This is a genomic window from Phaeovulum sp. (genome assembly GCF_030684035.1).
Classification (GTDB): domain Bacteria; phylum Pseudomonadota; class Alphaproteobacteria; order Rhodobacterales; family Rhodobacteraceae; genus UBA6213.
On record NZ_JAUXPI010000005.1, the window covers coordinates 1 to 19746 of the forward strand.

General features: G+C 65.7%; 16 protein-coding genes, 1 pseudogene and 1 riboswitch. Of the genes and pseudogenes, 11 read left to right on the forward strand and 6 right to left on the reverse strand.

Annotation, left to right across the window (positions count from 1 at the left end; translation table 11 throughout):
- Positions 1–162: 162 nt before the first annotated feature.
- The 3 genes from gcvP to gcvT are packed head-to-tail and all read right to left on the reverse strand — an operon-like array spanning position 163 to position 4499.
- Entirely contained in the window at positions 163–2997 is a 2835-nt protein-coding gene (gene gcvP, locus Q8J98_RS01900) for an aminomethyl-transferring glycine dehydrogenase (RefSeq protein ID WP_305292907.1), read from the reverse strand.
- A gap of 8 nt (positions 2998–3005) precedes the next feature.
- Positions 3006–3365 carry a glycine cleavage system protein GcvH gene (gene gcvH / locus Q8J98_RS01905; protein WP_305184158.1) on the reverse strand — a complete coding sequence of 120 codons (360 nt, stop codon included), beginning with the start codon at positions 3363–3365 and terminating at the stop codon, positions 3006–3008.
- 12 nt (positions 3366–3377) lie between these two features.
- On the reverse strand, positions 3378–4499 hold the full coding sequence (gene gcvT, locus Q8J98_RS01910) for a glycine cleavage system aminomethyltransferase GcvT (protein ID WP_305292908.1): 1122 nt from the start codon (positions 4497–4499) through the stop codon (positions 3378–3380).
- Between the two features lie 145 nt (positions 4500–4644).
- A riboswitch (glycine riboswitch) is annotated at positions 4645–4742 on the reverse strand.
- 128 nt (positions 4743–4870) lie between these two features.
- Here gcvT and Q8J98_RS01915 point away from each other — a divergent pair.
- The 7 genes and pseudogenes from Q8J98_RS01915 to proB all read left to right on the forward strand — a co-directional run bounded on the left by Q8J98_RS01915 (position 4871) and on the right by proB (position 10887).
- Complete coding sequence (locus Q8J98_RS01915) at positions 4871–6019, forward strand: CaiB/BaiF CoA-transferase family protein (RefSeq protein ID WP_305292909.1); 1149 nt, start codon at positions 4871–4873, stop codon at positions 6017–6019.
- Positions 6020–6191: 172 nt separating this feature from the next.
- Positions 6192–6635: pseudogene (gene rplU / locus Q8J98_RS01920) on the forward strand (50S ribosomal protein L21); the annotation flags it as partial.
- Positions 6636–6653: 18 nt separating this feature from the next.
- On the forward strand, positions 6654–6923 hold the full coding sequence (rpmA, locus tag Q8J98_RS01925) for a 50S ribosomal protein L27 (protein ID WP_305185947.1): 270 nt from the start codon (positions 6654–6656) through the stop codon (positions 6921–6923).
- A gap of 171 nt (positions 6924–7094) precedes the next feature.
- Entirely contained in the window at positions 7095–7634 is a 540-nt protein-coding gene (locus Q8J98_RS01930; protein ID WP_305292910.1) for a GNAT family N-acetyltransferase, read from the forward strand.
- A gap of 4 nt (positions 7635–7638) precedes the next feature.
- Entirely contained in the window at positions 7639–8640 is a 1002-nt protein-coding gene (locus tag Q8J98_RS01935) for a GNAT family N-acetyltransferase (protein ID WP_305292911.1), read from the forward strand.
- 121 nt (positions 8641–8761) lie between these two features.
- Entirely contained in the window at positions 8762–9787 is a 1026-nt protein-coding gene (gene obgE / locus Q8J98_RS01940) for a GTPase ObgE (protein WP_305292912.1), read from the forward strand.
- Positions 9775–10887 (forward strand): glutamate 5-kinase, encoded by a 1113-nt coding sequence (gene proB, locus Q8J98_RS01945; protein WP_305292913.1) that lies wholly within the window; start codon positions 9775–9777, stop codon positions 10885–10887. Before obgE ends, proB begins: the two co-directional genes overlap by 13 nt.
- A gap of 62 nt (positions 10888–10949) precedes the next feature.
- On the opposite strand, the gene tyrS is transcribed toward proB, so the two are convergent.
- A complete protein-coding gene (gene tyrS / locus Q8J98_RS01950) occupies positions 10950–12200 on the reverse strand; it encodes a tyrosine--tRNA ligase (RefSeq protein WP_305292914.1) in 1251 nt (416 codons plus the stop codon).
- A gap of 61 nt (positions 12201–12261) precedes the next feature.
- On the opposite strand from tyrS, the gene Q8J98_RS01955 reads away from it, so the two are divergent.
- Positions 12262–13245: an anhydro-N-acetylmuramic acid kinase gene (locus Q8J98_RS01955; protein WP_305292915.1), complete on the forward strand. Its 984-nt coding sequence runs from the start codon at positions 12262–12264 to the stop codon at positions 13243–13245.
- A 128-nt stretch (positions 13246–13373) separates the two neighbouring features.
- Complete coding sequence (cobS, locus tag Q8J98_RS01960; RefSeq protein WP_305185992.1) at positions 13374–14348, forward strand: cobaltochelatase subunit CobS; 975 nt, start codon at positions 13374–13376, stop codon at positions 14346–14348.
- Between the two features lie 317 nt (positions 14349–14665).
- Here cobS and Q8J98_RS01965 read toward each other — a convergent pair whose 3' ends face one another.
- Together Q8J98_RS01965 and Q8J98_RS01970 are read right to left on the reverse strand one after the other, a co-directional pair.
- Positions 14666–15145 (reverse strand): DUF1801 domain-containing protein, encoded by a 480-nt coding sequence (locus tag Q8J98_RS01965; RefSeq protein ID WP_305292916.1) that lies wholly within the window; start codon positions 15143–15145, stop codon positions 14666–14668.
- Positions 15146–15250: 105 nt separating this feature from the next.
- On the reverse strand, positions 15251–15859 hold the full coding sequence (locus tag Q8J98_RS01970) for an NADPH-dependent FMN reductase (protein WP_305292917.1): 609 nt from the start codon (positions 15857–15859) through the stop codon (positions 15251–15253).
- A 160-nt stretch (positions 15860–16019) separates the two neighbouring features.
- Between Q8J98_RS01970 and cobT the strand changes: the two genes are divergently transcribed.
- Positions 16020–17885: a cobaltochelatase subunit CobT gene (cobT, locus tag Q8J98_RS01975; protein WP_305292918.1), complete on the forward strand. Its 1866-nt coding sequence runs from the start codon at positions 16020–16022 to the stop codon at positions 17883–17885.
- Positions 17885–19690, forward strand: coding sequence for an aminopeptidase P family protein (locus Q8J98_RS01980; protein WP_305292919.1), 1806 nt, complete (start codon positions 17885–17887; stop codon positions 19688–19690). The genes cobT and Q8J98_RS01980 overlap by 1 nt, the downstream gene beginning before the upstream one ends.
- Positions 19691–19746: the final 56 nt, after the last annotated feature.

A 19746-nucleotide genomic window follows, 5' to 3' on the forward strand; every position in this document is an offset into this window, starting at 1 on the left:
CGCCACGCGAGCTTGCGCGCCGTGTTGCGGTTGGTCAGCAGAGCTTGAAGCTCAGCGCGGTCGGCGGGGCCAAGGAAAAGGCAGATGTCGGAGCGTCTCATCCTCCGACTATGCCACAGCATGGCACCGGCGGGAATCCTACGTCAGGTGTCGAACACTAGGCTACTCGGCCGCGTAGCTTTCGACCGGCGGGCAGGTGCAGACCAGGTTGCGGTCGCCCCAGACGTTGTCAACCCGGCCCACCGGCGGCCAGTATTTATCGACCCGGAAGGCACCGGGCGGGAAGCAGCCCTGTTCGCGCGTATAGGCGCGGTCCCATTCGGCCACCAGATCTTCGACGGTGTGCGGGGCGAAATGCAGTGGGCTTTGGTCGGCGGCAATGCGGCCCTCGGCGATGTCGCGGATTTCGGCCCGGATCGCCAGCAGCGCGGTGATGAAGCGGTCGAGTTCCGCCTTGGTTTCGGATTCGGTCGGCTCCACCATCAGCGTGCCGGCCACCGGCCAGCTCATTGTCGGGGCATGAAAACCGTTGTCGATCAACCGCTTGGCGATATCGTCAACGGAAACGCCGACGTCGCCGAAAGGCCGCGTGTCAAGAATGCATTCATGCGCCACCCGGCCCCGGTTGCCCATGAACAGCACCGGATAGGCACCGCTAAGCCGCGCCGCGATGTAGTTGGCGTTGAGGATTGCGACGCGGGTTGCCTGGGTAAGACCGGTGCCACCCATCATCAGGCAATAGGCCCAGGAGATCAGCAGGATCGAAGCCGAGCCATAGGGTGCGGCGGAAACCGGCCCCTCCTGCCCGCCGGTCTCGGGATGGCCGGGCAGGTGCGGCGCAAGATGCGCCTTCACCCCGATCGGCCCCATGCCGGGGCCGCCGCCGCCATGCGGGATCGCGAAGGTCTTGTGCAGGTTCAGATGGCTCACATCCGAGCCGATCTCGCCAGGTTTTGCCAAGCCCACAAGGGCGTTCATGTTGGCACCGTCAAGATACACCTGGCCGCCGTAACGGTGGGTGATCGCGCAGACCTCGCGCACGGTTTCCTCGAAAACGCCATGGGTCGAGGGGTAGGTGACCATGCAGGCGGCAAGGCTGTCGCCCGCAGCCTTGGCCTTGGCGGCAAAATCCTCAAGGTCGATATCGCCATTTGGCGAGGCCTTCACCACCACCACCTTCATTCCCGCCATGGTCGCCGAGGCCGGGTTGGTGCCATGCGCCGAAACCGGAATGAGGCAGATGTCGCGGTGCCCCTGCCCTTGGGCGCGGTGATAGGCGGAAATCGTCAGCAAGCCTGCATATTCGCCCTGCGCGCCGGAATTTGGCTGCATCGAGAACGCATCATAGCCGGTGATCTCGCAAAGCTTCGCGGTCAGATCGGCGATCATCTCGGCGTAGCCCTCGGCCTGATTTGCAGGCACGAACGGGTGCAGGCTGCCGAATTCGGGCCAGGTCAGCGGCATCATCTCGGCCGCGGCATTGAGCTTCATCGTGCAGGAACCGAGCGGGATCATGGCGCGGTCAAGCGCCAGGTCGCGGTCGGAAAGGCGGCGCATGTAGCGCATCATTTCCGATTCGGCGCGGTTCATGTGAAACACCGGGTGGGTAAGGTAATCGGTCTTGCGCAACAGGTTTTCGCCAAAGCCAAGACGCCGCTCCGGTTCAGGCACTTCGGGAATGCCGAAGGCATCGAGCACCCGGGCGATCACGTCGGCATCGGTGGTTTCGTCAACCGAAATGCCGACCCGGTCGCGGCCGATCTTGCGCAGGTTCAACCCGCGGTGGCGGGCGGCGGCCAGTATTCCCGCCTGGCCCACGCCAACCTCGACGGTGATCGTGTCGAAGAAGGCCTCGGGCAGCACTTTTGCGCCGGCATCACGCAGGGCACCCGCCAGTTGCACCGCGTTGAAATGCACTTTTTCCGCAATCATGCGCAGGCCGACAGGCCCGTGAAAGACCGCGTAGAACGACGCCATCACCGCCAGCAGCGCCTGCGCGGTGCAGACGTTCGAGGTGGCCTTCTCGCGGCGAATATGTTGCTCGCGGGTTTGCAGCGCGAGCCGGTAGGCCCGCCCGCCGCGCGCATCGACCGAAACCCCGACCAGCCGCCCGGGCATTGCCCGCTTCAGATCGTCGCGGCATGACATGAAGGCGGCGTGCGGGCCACCGTACCCCATCGGCACGCCAAAGCGCTGCGCCGAGCCAACAGCAATGTCGGCCCCCATCGCGCCCGGTTCCTTCAGAAGGCAAAGCGCCAGCAGGTCGGTTGCCATGATCGCCACTGCGCCTGCCTCATGCAGCGCGGCGATTGCAGCGGTGAAATCGCGCACATCGCCATAGGTGCCGGGATACTGGAAGATCGCGCCGAAAACCCGCGCGGGCTCCAGCGCCTCAGGTGCCCCCACGATGACCTCGATGCCCAAGGGCAGCGCCCGGGTGCGGATCACGCCAATCGTCTGCGGGTGGCAGTTTTCATCGACAAAGAACGCCCGCGCCTTCGATTTTGCCACCCGCTCCGCCATCGTCATCGCCTCGGCGGCGGCGGTGGCTTCATCAAGCAGCGAAGCGTTGGCGATGGGCAGGCCGGTCAGGTCGCTGACCATCGTCTGATAGTTCAAGAGCGCTTCAAGCCGACCTTGCGCGATCTCCGGCTGGTAGGGGGTGTAGGCGGTGTACCAGGCCGGGTTTTCCAGTATGTTGCGCTGGATCGCGGGCGGCGTGACGGTGCCGTAATAGCCCTGCCCGATCAGCGAGGTCATCACCCGGTTCTTTGCCGCGACGCCGCGCATCTTGGCCAGAAGCGCATGCTCGGTCATCGGTGCCCAGCCAAGCGGCTCGGCCTGCCGGATCGAGCGCGGCACGGTTTCGTCAATGAGCGCATCAAGGCTTGGCACCCCCACTACCCGCAGCATCTCGGCCATCTCGGCGGGCGAGGGGCCGATATGGCGGCGGTTGGCAAAGTCGTAAGTGTCGTAGGTGGTGGGGGTGAATGCCATGATAATCCTCAGCCGATCAGCTTCTTGTAGGCCGCTTCGTCCATGAAGCCGTCAAGCGCCTTGGGGTTCGCCAGTTTCATCTTGAAAAACCACGCCTTGCCCGTCGGGTCTTCGTTGACCATGCCGGGGCTGTCGGCCAGCGCCGCGTTGACCTCGACGATCTCGCCATCGACGGGGGCCAGAATGTCGGAGGCCGCCTTGACGCTTTCGATCACGCAGACCTCGTCGCCGGTGGCAACCGTGGTGCCCGGCTCGGGCAGTTCCACGAACACCACATCGCCCAGCGCCTCGGCCGCATGTTCGGTGATGCCGACCACCACGAGGTCGCCCTCGACGCGCAGCCATTCATGTTCTTCGGTGTATTTCATCTCATACGCTCCTCAGCGCTTGAAGGTGGTGGGTTGGAACGGAAGCGGGGCGACGCGCGCGGCCAGGCGTTTGCCCCGCACTTCGCCGTAAACGGTTGCGCCCTCGGCAATGTCGCGCGGCAGATAGGCCATCGCCATCGGCGCGTTGATCGAGGGGCCAAAGCCGCCAGACGAGATCACGCCAATCGGCGCGCCGCCCTCGGGTGCGGCAAAGATCTCCACCCCCTCGCGCATCGGTGCGCGGCCATCGGGGGCAAGGCCGACCCGGCGGCGGGCCGGGCCTTCGGCAAGCTCGCGCAAGATCCGCGCGGCACCGGGAAAGCCCCCTGCCCGCGCCCCGCCCGCGCGACGCGCCTTCTGGATCGCCCAGGAAAGCGAGGCTTCGACCGGGCTGGTGGTGGTGTCGATGTCGTGGCCATAAAGGCAAAGCCCGGCCTCCAGCCGCAGGCTGTCGCGTGCGCCAAGGCCGATCGGTGCCACTTCGGGCATCGCCAGCAGCGCCTCGGCAAAAGCTACCGCAACCGCGTCTGGCAGCGAGATCTCGAACCCGTCCTCGCCGGTATAGCCCGAGCGCGAGACCCAGAGCGGCACCCCGTTCCAGCCGAATATGCCTGCGTCCATGAAGCGCATCGCCGCCACGCCAGGCACCAGTCGGCCAAGCGCTGCCTCGGCCGCGGGGCCTTGCAGGGCAAGCAGGGCGCGGTCGGTGATTTCGCTCACCTCAAGCGGCAGATGCGCGCGCATATGGGCAATGTCAGCGGCCTTGCAGGCGGCGTTGACGACCACGAACAGGTGATCGCCACGATTGGCCACCATCAGATCGTCAAGAATGCCGCCCGCAGCATTGGTGAACATGCCGTAGCGCTGCCGCGCCTCGGCCAGCCCGACAAGGTCCACCGGCACCAGCGCCTCAAGCGCCACGGCAGCATCGACCGCGCGGCCCGAGGGTGCGCGCAAGATCACCTGCCCCATATGGCTCACATCAAACAGCCCCGCCGCCGCGCGGGTGTGCAGATGCTCCTTCAATACCCCCATCGGGTATTGCACGGGCATCTCATAGCCCGCGAAAGGCACGATTTTCGCGCCCAGCCGCAGATGAAGATCGTAAAGTCCGGTCCGCAACAGGTCGGCCATGCCGCCCCTCCCCGATGTCAGCCGGAATTCCCGGCATCGCGCCCAGGGCAAGCCTCAGCCCACCCAACCCGATGCCCCCTCTGTCCCTTGCGCCTGAGATCGTTATCCCTTCGGCGGGTGCCAAAGCACCTCTCTTCAGAGTCCTTTTGCCAGAACGGTCCCTTGCGCCTGAGAGTTTACCGGGGCGGTTGCTCCTTCGGCACCAACGGGGCGCTCCCCGTCGGATTCTCCCGATCCTGACGGCTGATCGATAGCCCGCGCCCCTTGCGCTGGCAAGGGGGTATCAAGAGCCCACTACCGGCTTCTTCAACGCCGAAATACCCTGCGGGGGTCCGGGGGTGCAGAACCCCCGGCCTTGCCGGGAGAACACCATGGCCGCCGGGAAAGGCCCGCTCGCCGGGCTGCGCGTTGTCGAGTTTGCGGGGCTTGGCCCGACGCCTTTCGCCGCGATGCTCTTCGCCGACATGGGCGCCGATGTGGTGCGCATCCTGCGCCCCGGCAACCCGGCGCATGTGCTGGGTCTGGCCTATGACGTGCTTGATCGTGGCCGCGATGTGCTTGAGCTTGATCTGAAAACCCCCGAAGGCACGGCCGCCGCCCGCGACCTTGTCGGCCGCGCCGATGCGCTGATCGAGGGGATGCGGCCGGGGGTGATGGAGCGGCTCGGCCTTGGCCCGGCGGATTTTCCCGCGAACCCGGCGCTCGTCTATGGCCGGATGACCGGCTGGGGCCAGTCGGGCCCGCTCGCGCAGGCGGCAGGGCACGACATCACCTACATCGCGCTGTCAGGTGCGCTGCACGCCATCGGCCTGCCCGAGGCACCGGTGCCGCCCTTGAACCTCTTGGGCGATTTTGGCGGCGGCGCGCTTTACCTTGCCTTTGGCATGCTCGCGGCGCTTCACCATGCGCGCGCTACCGGGCAGGGGCAGGTGGTCGATGCGGCAATCAGCGATGGGGTTGCGCATCTCATGGCGATGATCTCGGGCATGGCCGGGCAGGGCGCATGGGCCGACGCAAGGTCGGCAAATCTGCTTGATGGTGCCGCCCCCTTCTATACCACCTACCGCTGCGCCTGCGGCGGCCATGTTGCGGTGGGGGCGATCGAGCCGAAATTCTGGGCCGAACTTCTCGCCCGCCTCGGCATCGACCCGGCAAGCCTGCCCGCGCAGATGGACCGCAGCGGCTGGCGCGAGGCGCGCAGCCGCCTTGCCAGCGTCTTTGCCACCAGGTCCCGCGATGCCTGGGCGCGCGAGTTGGAGGGCACCGATGCCTGCGTCGCCCCGGTTCTGAGCATTGCCGAGGCCCCACTGCACCCGCACAACCTTGCCCGCGCCACCTATACCGAGCACGAAGGCCTTACCCAACCCGCCCCCGCGCCGCGCCTTTCGGCCACGCCGGGGGCGATCGGGCGCGGCTCGCCGCTGCGCCGGGTGAGCCTTGCCGAAATGCGCGCGCGCTGGCAGTTAAACGGCACTTCCTGCTGTCGGCAAAACCACGCATCCCCCGCCGATCGCCCTTGACACCTCGTCCCCCATCCCCGATAAGCGCCCGGTCCGGCGGGGGCTGCTTGCTTTCCGCCGGTTCGCAGTTGCAATGACGCCCCGCAGGGGGCGCGCTGTCCGAGGCGGGGGCAACCCCGAAACACCCGGCAACGGGGGCCACAAGACGCGGATATGAGAAAAGGAACGACCCATGTTTGCGGTCCTCAAGACCGGCGGCAAGCAATACAAGGTGCAGGCAGGTGACGTGCTGCGCGTGGAATTGCTGAACGCTTCGGCTGGCGAAAAAGTCCAGTTCAACGAAATCCTGATGCTCGGCGGCGATGCCCCGGTCATCGGCGCGCCGCTGGTGGCGGGTGCCGCCGTGCAGGCCGACGTGATCGACACGATCAAGGCCGACAAGGTCATCACCTTCCACAAGCGCCGCCGCAAGCATTCGTCGCAGCGCACCCGTGGCCACCGCCAGCAACTGACGCTGGTCCGGATCACCGACGTGCTCGCCTCGGGTGCCGAGAAATCGGGCGTCAAGGACGCCGTCGGCACCGCCATTGCCCGTCGCGCCGCCCATGGCACCGAGGCCGCACCGGCCCCGGTCGAGGTCGCCGCCAAACCGAAGCGCGCCAAAAAAGCCGCCGCAGTTCAGGAGTAATTCCCCATGGCACATAAAAAAGCAGGCGGTTCATCGCGCAACGGTCGTGATTCGGCCGGACGTCGCCTTGGCGTGAAACTCTACGGCGGCCAGCTGGTCGCCCCGGGCAACATCATCGTGCGCCAGCGCGGCACCACCTGGTGGCCGGGCGCAGGCGTCGGCATGGGCCGTGACCACACGATCTTTGCGGTCACCAGCGGGCATGTGCTGTTCAAGAAGGGCCTCAAGGGCCGCACCTTCATTTCGGTCATGGCCGCCGAGGCCGCTGCCGAGTAAGCCGAACCGCACCCGAACGAGCAAAGGGGGGATCGGCTGCAAGGCCGGTCCCCCCGGGCATTTTGGTTACATGGGTGTGATCTATCGGGGCTTGGTGCTGTAACGGCCCGACCCCAAGTCGAGGCCACGAGGGCGCAAGCGCCCGTCATGCGTTTCAGGAGGAGGAAAGGCATGCTGCAAGAGACCGTCCCGAAGCAACCGGTGATTGGTGCCGAGCGCTTCATCCTGCGGCCGCTGCGCCGCTCGGATGCGGGGCTGATCGCGATGTATACCGCCGACAAGCGGCTTGCGATGGGCACCCGCACGATCCCGCATCCGCTGCCGCCGGGCGCGACCGAGGCTTTCATTGCCCGCGCTCTGGCCGATCGCCGCAGCGAGGATGTCTGGGCAATGGATGGCTCGGCGCAGGGTCTGGATGAAGTGCTCGGGCTGATCTCGCTCGACCGGATCGAGCCGGGACAGTCCGAGGTCGGTTTCTGGGTCGCGCCCGGCATGTGGAACGCGGGTTTTGCTTCCGAGGCGCTTGCGGCGTTGATCGCGGCAAATCCGCACAAGGCCAACACGCTTCTTGCCGAGGTATTTCAAGACAACCCCGGTTCGGCGCGCGTGCTCAGCCACTGCGATTTCGAGTATCTGGGCGATGCCGAGGCCTGGTCGGTGGCGCGTGGCGCAAGGGTTGCCACCTGGACCTACATCAAGAAACTCGATTGATGCGATGCGCGGGCACGAAAAAATCCAGACCGAGAGGCTTTTGCTGCGACCACTTCGGGGTGCCGATGAAGCGGCCTGGGTGGTGGGCTTAAGCGATTTCGAGGTGGCAAAGTGGCTTGCGGCACCGCCCTTTCCCTATACGCCCGCCGATTTTTGCAGTTTCCTTGCGACCGCAGAACCCGGCAGCCACTGGGCAATCGAAGACGCGACAGGGGTTTGCGGCGGCATCAGCCTTGCGCCGCACCTTGGCTATTGGCTGACACCGCGCGCGCAGGGCCGCGGTTACGCTACCGAGGCCGCCCGCGCCGTGCTTGCCGCGCATTTTGCGCGCCCCGAGGCGGGCGCGCTGAAATCGGGTTATTTCGAGGGCAACACCGCTTCGGCCCGGGTTCTTGAAAAACTTGGTTTCAGCGAAATTTCGCGTGGTCCGGAGCCGAGCCGCCCGCTTGGCCGCGTGTTGGCGCATGTCACCCAAGGGCTGACGCGTGAAGCCTGGGCGGCGGCCAACCCTTTCACCCTCACCACCCGGCGCCTTGTGCTTGACCCGGTGACCGGGGCGGATGCCGTCGCGATCCGCCGCATCGTCACCGATCCGCGCGTCGGCCGGATGCTTTTCGTGTTTTCGCCCACACTTACCGAGGCCGAGGCGCTCGGCGTTACCCGAAGCTGGCGCTGGACCGGAACCCCGCCGTTCCGGCTGGCGCTGCGGCGTGGCGAAGAATTCGTTGGCGCGATCGGGTTGAAATCGCTCGTTGACCCGGAGATCTATTATTTCCTTGCGCCCGAGCTGCACGGGCAGGGCCTGATGTCCGAGGTCTTGCCCTGCTTCATCGATGCCATCACCGCGCGTTTCGGGCTGGCCCGGCTGACCGCGAAGGTGTTCACCGACAACCCGGCCTCGGCACATTTGCTTGCGCAAAACGGCTTTCGCCCCGGCCCCACGTCGCAGATCACCTCGCCTGCACGAAGCACCCCGACGCCTGTCTGCGTCTTCATCCGCCCCTGAGCCACGCCGTGAGAAATCGCGCGGCTCGATTGCTGCCAGCCGTTGCGTTTTCGCGCTGGCCTTGAACAAAACCTCCGCAGGCTCTATCGCCTGCTTCTGACCTCACCAGAAAGCCCGCGCGATGCGATTTCTCGACCTGACCAAAGTCTATATCCGCTCGGGTTCGGGCGGAGGCGGCTGCGTGTCGTTCCTGCGCGACAAGTTCGTGGAATACGGCGGCCCCGATGGTGGAGATGGCGGCAATGGCGGCTCGGTCTGGGCCGAGGCGGTGGAGGGGCTCAACACCCTGATCGATTTTCGCTACCAGCAGCATTTCTTTGCCAAAAGCGGCCAGCACGGCATGGGCAGCCAGATGACCGGGGCCAATGCCCCGGAAGTGGTGTTGCGGGTGCCGGTCGGCACCGAGATTCTGGAAGAAGACGAAGAAACCGTGGTCGCCGACCTGACCCGCCCCGGCCAGCGTGTGCTGTTGGCGCGCGGCGGCAACGGCGGCTTTGGCAACCTGCATTTCAAATCCTCGACCAACCGCGCCCCCGCTCGCGCCAATCCGGGGCAGGACGGGGTCGAGCGCACGCTTTGGCTGCGGCTGAAGCTGATCGCGGATGCGGGGCTTCTGGGCCTGCCCAACGCGGGAAAATCGACCTTTCTCGCCGCCGTTTCGAACGCGCGGCCGAAAATTGCCGATTACCCTTTCACCACGCTTTACCCGAACCTCGGGGTGGTCGGCATTGATGGCAAGGAATTCGTGATGGCCGATATTCCCGGCCTGATCGAAGGCGCTTCCGAGGGCAAGGGCCTAGGCGATCTCTTTCTTGGCCATGTCGAACGCTGCACGGTGCTGTTGCATCTTGTCGATGGCACCTCTTCGACCATCACCAAGGACTACCGCACCATTCTGGCCGAACTTGCCGCCTATTCGCCGGCACTTGCCGCCAAGCCGCGCATCACCGCGCTGAACAAGATCGACGCGCTCGATCCCAAGACCCTCGGCAGCCGCCGCCGCTCGCTGGAAAAGGTGGTGGAGGGGCCGGTCTTCCTCATGTCCGGCGTTTCGAAAGCGGGCGTTACCGAGGTCTTGCGGGCGATCTGGGCGCAGATTGTTGCCGGGCGCGCGGTGGTGCCGGAGGATGCACCTTGGCAGCCCTGACCCCCGATATCAGCACCGCGCGGCGGCTGGTCGTCAAGATCGGCTCGGCGCTTCTGGTCGGCGACGGCGGGCTCAAGACCGACTGGCTGATTGCGCTGGCGCTTGATGTTGCGGCGGTGCGGGCGCGCGGGGCCGATGTGATTCTGGTCTCGTCGGGTGCAATCGCGCTTGGCCGCCGGGTGCTTGGCCTGCCCGCGGGGGCGCTGGCGCTGGAGCAAAGCCAGGCCGCCGCCGCAGTGGGCCAGATCCGCCTTGCGCGCGCCTATGAGGAGGCGCTGGCCCCGCATGGCGTGACCACCGCGCAGATACTGGTCACCCTGGAGGACACCGAAGACCGCCGCCGCTACCTCAACAGCCGGGCGACGATGGAAACCCTGCTCGGCCTTGGTGCGGTGCCGATTGTCAACGAAAACGATACAGTCGCCACGGATGAAATCCGATTTGGCGACAATGACAGGCTTGCCGCGCAGATCGCGGTGACGATCGGGGCCGATCAACTGGTGCTCTTGTCGGATGTTGACGGCTTTTATTCCGCCAACCCCAAGCAGGATCCCGCCGCGCGCCACTTCGATTGCATTGCGCGCATCACCCCCGAGGTCGAGGCGATGGCGGGCGAGGCCATATCGGGCCTTTCCAAGGGAGGCATGAAAACCAAACTTCTGGCGGCGAAAACCGCTGTCGCGGGGGGCTGTGCGATGGCGATCATGGAAGGCTCGGCGCTGCGCCCGCTTTCGGCGCTGGCGGCGGGGGCGAGGTGCACCTGGTTCCTGCCCGAAGGCGACCCGCAGCTGGCGCGCAAACGCTGGATCGCGGCGATGAAGCCGCGCGGCGAACTCCGGCTCGATGCCGGGGCCGCGGCGGCCCTGTTGCAGGGAAAATCGCTGCTCCCGGCTGGGGTTACGGCGGTAACGGGCAGCTTTGGGCGCGGCGATCCGGTGGCGATTATCGGACCCGGGGGTGCCCGGCTGGCCAAGGGGCTGGTGCGCTACACCGCCGTGGAAGCCGAGGCGATTCGCGGCCATCGCTCGGGCGAGATCGCGGCAATTCTGGGCTACCCGGGGCGCGCCGCCCTGGTGCACCGCGACGATATGGTGCTCTGAAGGCCGGGGGTTTCACACCCCCGGACCCCCCGTGGGGTATTTGGCGTTGAAGATGACGCGTTTTAGCCGAGTGTGACCAGCGCGTGGCGCTTGCGGCCTGCGGTCAGCTTGACCGGCGCGGCAAGATCGGCGGCGGTGAACAGCCGGCCGGCATCGGCGGCGGCCGCGTCGTTCACCCGCAGCCCGCCTTCCGCGATCAGCCGCTTGGCGTCCTTGCCCGATTTGGCAAGCCCGGCGCGCACCACCATCTGCGCCAGGCTGATGCCTTCGCCGATCTCGCCCGGATCGAGCGACAGCGTCGGCAGATCCTCGCCCACGCCGCCATGTTCGAACACCTCGCGGGCCGTTGCCTCGGCGGCCATGGCCGCTTCCCGACCGTGCAGAAGTGCTGTCACCTCATTGGCGAGGGAGATCTTGGCCAGGTTGATCTCGGCCCCTGCCAGTGCGCCGAGCCGCGCGCATTCCGCCAATGGCAATTCGGTATAAAGCTTCAGGAACCGGCCCACATCGGCATCGGTGGTGTTGCGCCAGAATTGCCAGAATTCGTAGGGTTTCAGCAGTTCGGCATTCAGCCAGACCGCGCCCGAAAGGCTCTTGCCCATCTTCTTGCCGTCCGAGGTGGTCAGCAAGGGCGAGGTCAGGCCCCAGATCTCGGCATCAAGCACCCTCCGGGTGAGGTCGATACCGTTGACGATGTTGCCCCACTGGTCTGAACCGCCCATTTGCAGCCGGCAGCCATGACGGCGGTAAAGCTCCAGAAAATCATAGGCTTGCAGAATCATGTAGTTGAATTCGAGGAAGGAAAGCGATTGCTCGCGGTCGATGCGCGATTTCACCGATTCAAAGGCCAGCATCCGGTTGACCGAGAAATGCCGCCCGATGTCGCGCAGAAAGTCGAGGTAATTGAGCCCGTCAAGCCATTCGGCGTTGTTGAGCATGATCGCATCGTCAGGCCCCTCGCCAAAGCGGACATAGTTGGCGAACACCGCGCGAATACCTGCAATGTTGGCGTCGATCTGCGCGGGTGTCAGCAGCGGGCGTTCCTCGGCGCGAAAGCTGGGGTCGCCCACCCTGGTCGTACCGCCGCCCATCAGCACGATCGGCTTGTGCCCGGTCTTTTGCAGCCAGCGCAGCATCATGATCTGGATCAGGCTGCCGACATGCAGCGAGCGCGCGGTGGCATCAAAACCGATGTAGGCGGGCACCACACCGGCCAGCAGCGCCTCGTCGAGCCCCTGATAATCGGTGCAATCGGCCAGAAAGCCGCGCTCGATCATCACCCGCATGAAATCCGATTTTGCATGGTAGGTCATGGCGGCTTGTCCCTTGCATCCTGCCTGCCCTATACCGGGGCGGGGCGACGAGGAAAAGGCCATGTTGCAGAGCGGTGCGGTCTGGGCGGTCGGGGTGGTGCCGCAGGCAGAGCCCGCCGGGCTCGTGGCGGCAATGCTGCGGAGCGATGGCGCAAGCGTGCTCGGCTTCGGGCGGCAGGGTTTTCGCGTTTGGAGCGGCGCGGAATGCGCGGTGCTGCGGGCGGCCGCGCCCGCCGCCGCCGAAGTGGTTGAAACTGCCGCGGCCGAGCTTCTGAGCGGCTTTCCCGAGGCGGAGATTGTCGGCTTTCGAGGGCCGCGCCTGGCGGGCAGCGAGGCAGGCTCCGGCGCGGTTCTGGCCGCGGTTCTGGGCTGCCCGGTGGTTTCGGATTTTCGCTCCAGCGACCGCCATCTGGGCGGTCTGGGCGGCCCGCTGACGCCGTTCTTTCACCACGCGCTGGCGCGGTTCATCGGCGCGCGCGCGCCGCTGGCCTTTCTTACGCTCGGTGCCCACGCGGCGCTTTCCTGGGTCGATCCGGCTGAACCCGGCCCCGAGGTTCCCGGCGCATGTGTGGCTTTTGATGCCGGGCCTGCCGCGCCCGTTGGCCCCAGCACGGGCGCGCCGAACCTCAAGGCCGTGGCGCGGATGCTGGCAGCGCCCTACTTTCTGCGGATGCCGCCGAAAGCGCTCGGTCCTGCCGATGCGGCGGCGCTGGCCCAGGCGCTTGGCCGCCGCGCCACCCTTGCCACCCGCGTCGAGGCCACTGCCGCCTCGGTTGCGCGCGGTTTCGAACATTTCCCGCAAGCGCCGACACGTCTGCTGCTTGCCGGTGCCGGGCGCGCCAATCCGGCGCTGATGGCGCGCCTCGCGGCGTTGCTCCCCTCGGCCGTGGAAACCGTCGATGCGGCGGGCCTGCCCGGTGGTGCATTGGCCGCCGCCGCCTGTGCCCATCTCGCGCTTCGCGTGGCGCGCGGCTTGCCCACCTCGGGCCCGCGCACGACCGGCGTTGCGGCGCTTGTGGGGGGCGGCCAGATCGACCGACCCTGACCCCCTTGCGCCTGCTTTAGGACAAATATCCCCGCCGGAGGCGCTTTGCCTTGTGCTTGCGCCCCCCGGCGATATGTTCCATGAAACACCCGAAGATGCGCCCCGGCGCCCGAATGATGGCGGAAATCATGCTCGATCAGAACGCAAAACCCACCGAGGATATTTCGGTCCGCGACACCTTCGGCATCGACACCGAGATGAAGGTGCGCGGCTTTGCCGAGCGTTCCGAACGCGTGCCCGCACTTGATGAGACATACAAATTCGACCCCGACACCACGCTCGCGATCCTCGCGGGCTTTGCCTACAACCGCCGGGTGATGATTCAGGGCTATCACGGCACCGGAAAATCGACCCATATCGAACAGGTGGCGGCACGGCTCAACTGGCCCTGCGTGCGGGTGAACCTTGATAGCCACGTTTCCCGCATCGACCTCATTGGCAAGGACGCGATCAAGCTGGTCGATGGCAAGCAGGTGACGGTGTTTCACGAAGGCATCCTGCCCTGGGCGCTGCGCAACCCCACCGCGATCGTGTTCGACGAATATGACGCGGGCCGCGCCGATGTGATGTTCGTGATCCAGCGGGTGCTGGAAGCCGATGGCAAGCTTACCCTGCTCGATCAGAACGAGATCATCACCCCGAACCCCTATTTCCGGCTCTTTGCCACCTCGAACACCGTCGGGCTTGGCGATACCACCGGGCTTTACCACGGCACGCAGCAGATCAACCAGGGCCAGATGGACCGCTGGTCACTGGTCGCCACGCTGAACTACCTTTCGCATGATGCCGAGGTGGCGATCGTGCTTTCCAAGAACCCGCATTACAACACCGACAAGGGCCGCAAGACGATTTCCCAGATGGTGCATGTGGCCGACCTCACGCGCACCGCCTTCATGAACGGCGATCTTTCCACCGTCATGTCGCCCCGCACCGTCATCACCTGGGCACAGAACGCCGAGATCTTCCGCAACGTGGGCTACGCCTTCCGCCTGACGTTCCTGAACAAATGCGACGAGCTGGAGCGCAAGATGGTGGCCGAGATCTACCAGCGCTTGTTCGACGAGGAACTGCCGGAGAGCGCGGCAAGCCAAAGCATGAAGTGATGGATAAGCGCTCGGGGCTGACTGTTGGTATCGTCCCCGAGCAACCCTGCCTTGCCATGAAAACTCGGCCGTCAGGCTAATTCTTTGCGCGCCAACACGCGCCCCCAGAACCGAGAACCCGAGTCAATAGACTGGGATTTTTGAGGCCGGGCACACTATGATGTTTACAAGATAGTCCACTGCGACCCCCTTTCTGCGCCACATGTGACGCTGCGACCGAAGTAAAATCTGGCAGCACGTTTCAAGTAGCCAGATGCAAGATGGGGTCGGCTACCCGCTCTTTGATCCTCTGCAACAACTTAAAGCCGATCTGCCAGTCAGAACATCCGCGCGCCGGGCATGGCAAAGGCCTGCCGCAGCCAGTCGCGGAATTGCGCTTCATCGAAGCCATTCTCGAATATGTGCAGATAGCGCAGGTTCGGCACCTTGGAAGGCTCGGGCGGCAGCGGCGCAAGCGCGGTGCCCTTGAAGAACGACACTTTCACATAGCCCGCCACGCAGGCGAGGCTGAGCATCCAGCCTTGCCCCTCCAGCCCCCAGAAGGGCGCGTTCCAGCGCACTGCCTTGCACACCTGCGGCACCTCGGCGGCGATCAGCGCATCGATCCGCGCGCCTACCGCGCGTTTCCAGCCCGGCATGGCGGCGATATAGGCCTGCACCGGCGCATCACCATCAGCCTTAGCGATCTGCGGATTGCCCCCGGTCAAAAGCCGCACCTCGCCGGGGGCAAGCGGCGGCAGCGGCACCTTGGGCTTCCACGCCTTGCGCGCGGGCCTGGCGGGCGGGGTTTCGGTCATCTCGATTCGCTGTGTTGGCCGGTGTCTCTTCGGCCTTCATAGCGCAAGCAGCGGCCAGCGTCTGCCCCGGCACCTTGCGGCAGCCGGGGCATTCGCTTTGCCAGATCAGGCGGCCTTCGCGGCGTCAGCGGCGGCGCGCGCGGATTTCGTGGCCCTGGCCCACCAGATGATGTCATCGAGCAGCGATTTCGCCGATGCGCCGATCGCGCCTTCAATGTCGGCCAGTTTGCCCGAGCCGCCAAAACCCGGATGCACCTTGAAGAAATCGGCACCGCCGATCAGCACCGAATGGCGCACCGGCACCATCTGCAACTCAACCCCGATGGTGCGCAGGTGCTGCACCGCAGAGGTGCCGCCCATCGAACCATAGGCGATGGCCCCCATCGGCTTGCGGTTCCATTCGACATAGGCCTGATCGAGCGCATTCTTCAGCACGGCGCTGATCGAGCGGTTGTATTCGGCCACCACGAAAATGTAACCATCAAATTCCGCAAGCTTTTTCTGCCATTTTTGAGCAATGGCGTTTTGCGTCGGTGCCCAGGCGTTTGAGGCAACCTCGTCGAAGAACGGCATCGGATAATCGCGCAGGTCGAGCACCTCAACCTCGATATCGCCGCGCGCTTTCGCCTGCGCTTCGATCCAGCGGGTGGGAATGTCGGCAAAGCGCGTCGGCCGCGTCGAGCCGGTGATGATGGCAATCTTCGGTTTGGTCATGGAAGCCTCCGGGTTGATGAATGAACTCCCGACCGATATTGGCCCCTGCCACGCTGCACACAATGCGCCACCGCGCGCAGATATGGTGCAGCTGCGCACAAGCCGCGCATCTTGCCCGCCCGCCCTTGCCGAGGCTGGCGCGGGGTGCTTAATCTGGCGCATGATGAAACCCAGCGACAACCCCGCCGACCCGTTCAAGAAGGCGCTTGCCGATGTTACGCGCACGCTTGCCGACGCGCCTGAACTGACGGTCACCTTCTCGGTCGATCCGCCCGGCAACGTGGGCGAAACCATGCGGCTGCCGCAGGTTTCGCGCCGCATGAGCCGTGACGAGGTGCTTTTGGCGCGCGGCACCGCCGATGCCTTCGCGCTGCGCCGACGCCACCATGACGATGCCACCTACGCGCGCTACACGCCGCAGGGGCCGATGGCGCGCGACCTTTACGAGGCGATGGAACATGCGCGCTGCGAGGCGCTGGGCGCGCGCGACATGCCCGGAACGCTCTCGAACATCGACGCCAAGATCGCGCATGAGGCAGAGCGCAAGGGCTATGGCCAGGTGCGTGACCAATCCGAAGCGCCGCTGTCGGTGGCTGCGGGCTACCTTGTGCGCGAACTGGGCACCCGCCACCCGCTGCCTGCCGCCGCTGCCCATATGACCAACCTCTGGCGCCCCTTCATCGAGGAACAGGCCGGGGGCACGCTGGAGGGCATCGCCGATGCGCTGGCCGATCAGGCCGCCTTCGCGCGCCTCGCGCGGCGGGTGATCGCCGATCTTGGCTATGGCGAGGAACTGGGCGACGACCCCGACAAGCAGGATGACGAGGCAGACGAAAACGCCGAACAAGATGAGGAAGCGGGCGACAATCAGTCCCGCGACCAGTCGGATGACGAAAGCGAGGCGAGCGCCGAGCGCAGTCAGGAAGACCAGCAGGACGCGACCCAGACCACGGTCAGCATGGACGACATGGCCGATGCCGAAATGTCGGAAGAGGCCGAATTGCCCGAGCCCGAGGCACCGCCAGAGCCGCCCGCGCCCGCACCGCATTCCGCCGCCGACCCCAATTACAAGGTCTTTGCCACCGAGTTTGACGAAGAGATCAAGGCCGAGGAACTCGCCGACCCGGTAGAACTCGAGCGGCTTCGCGCCTATCTCGACCAGCAACTGGAGCCGCTGAAGGGTGCCGTCAGCCGGCTTGCGAACAAGTTGCAGCGCCGCTTGCAGGCGCAACAGAACCGCGCCTGGGAGTTCGACCTTGAGGAAGGCACGCTTGATGCCGGGCGGCTTGCGCGGGTGGTTGCCAACCCGACGACCCCGCTCAGCTTCAAGATCGAGAAGGATACCGAATTCCGCGATACCTGCGTGACCTTGCTGCTGGATAACTCCGGCTCGATGCGCGGTCGGCCGATTTCCATCGCCGCGATCTGCGCCGATGTGCTGGCACGCACGCTGGAGCGGTGTCAGGTCAAGGTGGAAATCCTCGGCTTCACCACCCGCGCTTGGAAAGGCGGGCAAAGCCGCGAACGTTGGCTCAATGGCGGCCGCCCGCAGCAGCCGGGGCGGCTCAATGACCTGCGCCACATCATCTACAAGGCGGCCGATGCGCCGTGGCGGCGGGTGCGCAACAACCTTGGCCTGATGATGAAAGAGGGCCTGTTGAAGGAAAACATCGACGGCGAGGCGCTGGAATGGGCGCACCGGCGGCTGGTGGGGCGGCACGAGGCGCGCAAGATCCTCATGGTCATTTCCGATGGTGCGCCGGTGGACGATTCAACCTTGTCGGTCAACGCCGCGAATTATCTGGAAAAGCACCTGCGCGACGTGATCTTCATGGTGGAAAAGCGTAAATCGGTCGAATTGATCGCCATCGGCATCGGCCATGACGTGACCCGCTATTACCAGCGCGCGGTGACGATTACCGATGTCGAACAGCTTGCGGGGGCAATGACCGAACAGCTTGCGTCGCTGTTCGACAGCGACCCGAGGGCTCGGGCAAGACTGTTGGGTATCAAGAAAGTCAGTTGATGTTTCAATCGTTTGCCGCAGAATCTTCAACTGAAACCGGGGCCGTCCGGCTGGCCGCGCTGCGCGCGCTCATGGCCATTGAAGGGCTTGCGGCCTACATCGTGCCGCAGACGGATGCGCATCAGGGCGAATACCTCGCGCCGCGCGACGCGCGGCTGGCATGGTTGACCGGGTTCACCGGCTCCGCGGGTTTCGCGATTGTCCTAGCCAGAAAAGCGGGCGTCTTCGTTGACGGGCGCTACCGGGTGCAGGTGCGCACCGAGGTTGATACGGCGGCCTTCACCCCGGTGCATTGGCCCGAGACCAAACCCGCCGACTGGCTCGCCGAGCATGTGCCAAACGGCGGGCGGGTCGGTTTCGACCCCTGGCTGCACAGCCAGAAGCAGATTGCCGAGCTTGAGGCGGCACTTGAAGGCCACGGCCTCGTGCTCTGGCCGACACGAAACCTGGTCGATGCGATCTGGGCGGATCAGCCGGGCACCGTGCTTGCACCCGCAAGCATCCACCCCATCGAATACGCGGGCGAAGCCAGCAGCGCCAAGCGGGCGCGGCTGGCTGAGGCATTGCGCGGTGCCGGTCACAAGGCCGCGGTGCTGACGCTGACCGATTCCATCGCCTGGCTTCTGAACATCCGGGGTGCCGATATCGCCCATAACCCGGTGGTGCAGGCCTTTGCGGTGCTGCACGACACCGGGCAATTGACCCTGTTCGCCGCCGCCGCCAAGTTCAGCCCGGACGTGCTGGAGCATTTCGGCCCCGAGGTGCGGCTGCGCCCCTTTGCCGCCTTTGCCCCGGCGCTGCGTGGCCTGATCGGGCCGGTGCGGGTCGATCCGGCCTCGGTGCCGCGGCGGGTGGTGCTGGAGTTTGACGAGGCGGGGGTCGAGGTTGCCTTTGCCGATGATCCCTGCATTCTGCCCAAGGCCTGCAAGAACCCTGTCGAGCTTGCCGGTGCGCGCGCGGCGCATCGGCGCGACGGCGCGGCGATGGTGGAGTTTCTGGCCTGGCTTGACGCCGAAGCACCCAAAGGTGGCCTGACCGAGATCGAGGTGGTGCGTCGGCTTGAGGGCCTCCGCGCCGCCACCAATGCGCTGCGCGAAATTGCCTTTGACACCATCTGCGGTGCCGGGGCGAATGGTGCCATCGTGCATTACCGCGTCAGCGAGGCGAGCAATGCGCCGGTCGTTCCGGGCGAAATCCTGCTGGTCGATTCGGGTGGGCAATATGCCGACGGCACCACCGATATCACCCGCACCCTGCCGATAGGGCCGCCGCGCGAGGATGCCCGCGCCCCCTATACCCGCGTGCTGCAAGGCCTGATCGCGATGACCCGGGCGCGGTTTCCGCGCGGCGTGGCGGGGCGCGATATCGAGGCGCTGGCGCGCTTTCCGCTCTGGCTTGCCGGGCAGGATTATGACCACGGCACCGGGCATGGGGTTGGTTCGTATCTGTGCGTGCATGAAGGCCCGGCGCGGCTTTCACGCCTGTCCGAGGTGCCGCTTCAGCCCGGAATGATCCTGTCGAACGAGCCGGGCTATTACCGCGAGGGGGCATTCGGCATTCGCATCGAAAACCTGATGGTGGTGGTCGAGGCCGCAGCACTTGAAGGTGCCGATGCCCGTGCCATGCTGGCGTTCGAAACGCTTACCCTTGTGCCGATCGACACAAGGCTGATCGTCGCGGAAATGTTGACCGGGCCCGAGCGTGACTGGCTGAATGCCTATCATGCGCGGGTGCTGGCCGAGATCGGCCCGCGGGTCTCGCCCGAGGCGCTGCGCTGGCTTGTCGATGCTTGCGCCGCGATCTGACGCGAGGCGCGACAAAGCGCCGACGCGCACCGGGGCGGCTATCGCGGCGCGCCTTG

What these genes read in the sequence shown, in the direction of transcription:
- gcvP (WP_305292907.1), bottom strand. Translation starts at nt 2,997, where the DNA reads ATGGCATTCACCCCCACCACCTACGACACTTACGACTTTGCCAACCGC.
- gcvH (WP_305184158.1), bottom strand. Translation starts at nt 3,365, where the DNA reads ATGAAATACACCGAAGAACATGAATGGCTGCGCGTCGAGGGCGACCTC.
- gcvT (WP_305292908.1), bottom strand. Translation starts at nt 4,499, where the DNA reads ATGGCCGACCTGTTGCGGACCGGACTTTACGATCTTCATCTGCGGCTG.
- Q8J98_RS01915 (WP_305292909.1), top strand. Translation starts at nt 4,871, where the DNA reads ATGGCCGCCGGGAAAGGCCCGCTCGCCGGGCTGCGCGTTGTCGAGTTT.
- rpmA (WP_305185947.1), top strand. Translation starts at nt 6,654, where the DNA reads ATGGCACATAAAAAAGCAGGCGGTTCATCGCGCAACGGTCGTGATTCG.
- Q8J98_RS01930 (WP_305292910.1), top strand. Translation starts at nt 7,095, where the DNA reads ATGCTGCAAGAGACCGTCCCGAAGCAACCGGTGATTGGTGCCGAGCGC.
- Q8J98_RS01935 (WP_305292911.1), top strand. Translation starts at nt 7,639, where the DNA reads ATGCGCGGGCACGAAAAAATCCAGACCGAGAGGCTTTTGCTGCGACCA.
- obgE (WP_305292912.1), top strand. Translation starts at nt 8,762, where the DNA reads ATGCGATTTCTCGACCTGACCAAAGTCTATATCCGCTCGGGTTCGGGC.
- tyrS (WP_305292914.1), bottom strand. Translation starts at nt 12,200, where the DNA reads ATGACCTACCATGCAAAATCGGATTTCATGCGGGTGATGATCGAGCGC.
- Q8J98_RS01955 (WP_305292915.1), top strand. Translation starts at nt 12,262, where the DNA reads ATGTTGCAGAGCGGTGCGGTCTGGGCGGTCGGGGTGGTGCCGCAGGCA.
- cobS (WP_305185992.1), top strand. Translation starts at nt 13,374, where the DNA reads ATGCTCGATCAGAACGCAAAACCCACCGAGGATATTTCGGTCCGCGAC.
- Q8J98_RS01965 (WP_305292916.1), bottom strand. Translation starts at nt 15,145, where the DNA reads ATGACCGAAACCCCGCCCGCCAGGCCCGCGCGCAAGGCGTGGAAGCCC.
- Q8J98_RS01970 (WP_305292917.1), bottom strand. Translation starts at nt 15,859, where the DNA reads ATGACCAAACCGAAGATTGCCATCATCACCGGCTCGACGCGGCCGACG.
- cobT (WP_305292918.1), top strand. Translation starts at nt 16,020, where the DNA reads ATGATGAAACCCAGCGACAACCCCGCCGACCCGTTCAAGAAGGCGCTT.
- Q8J98_RS01980 (WP_305292919.1), top strand. Translation starts at nt 17,885, where the DNA reads ATGTTTCAATCGTTTGCCGCAGAATCTTCAACTGAAACCGGGGCCGTC.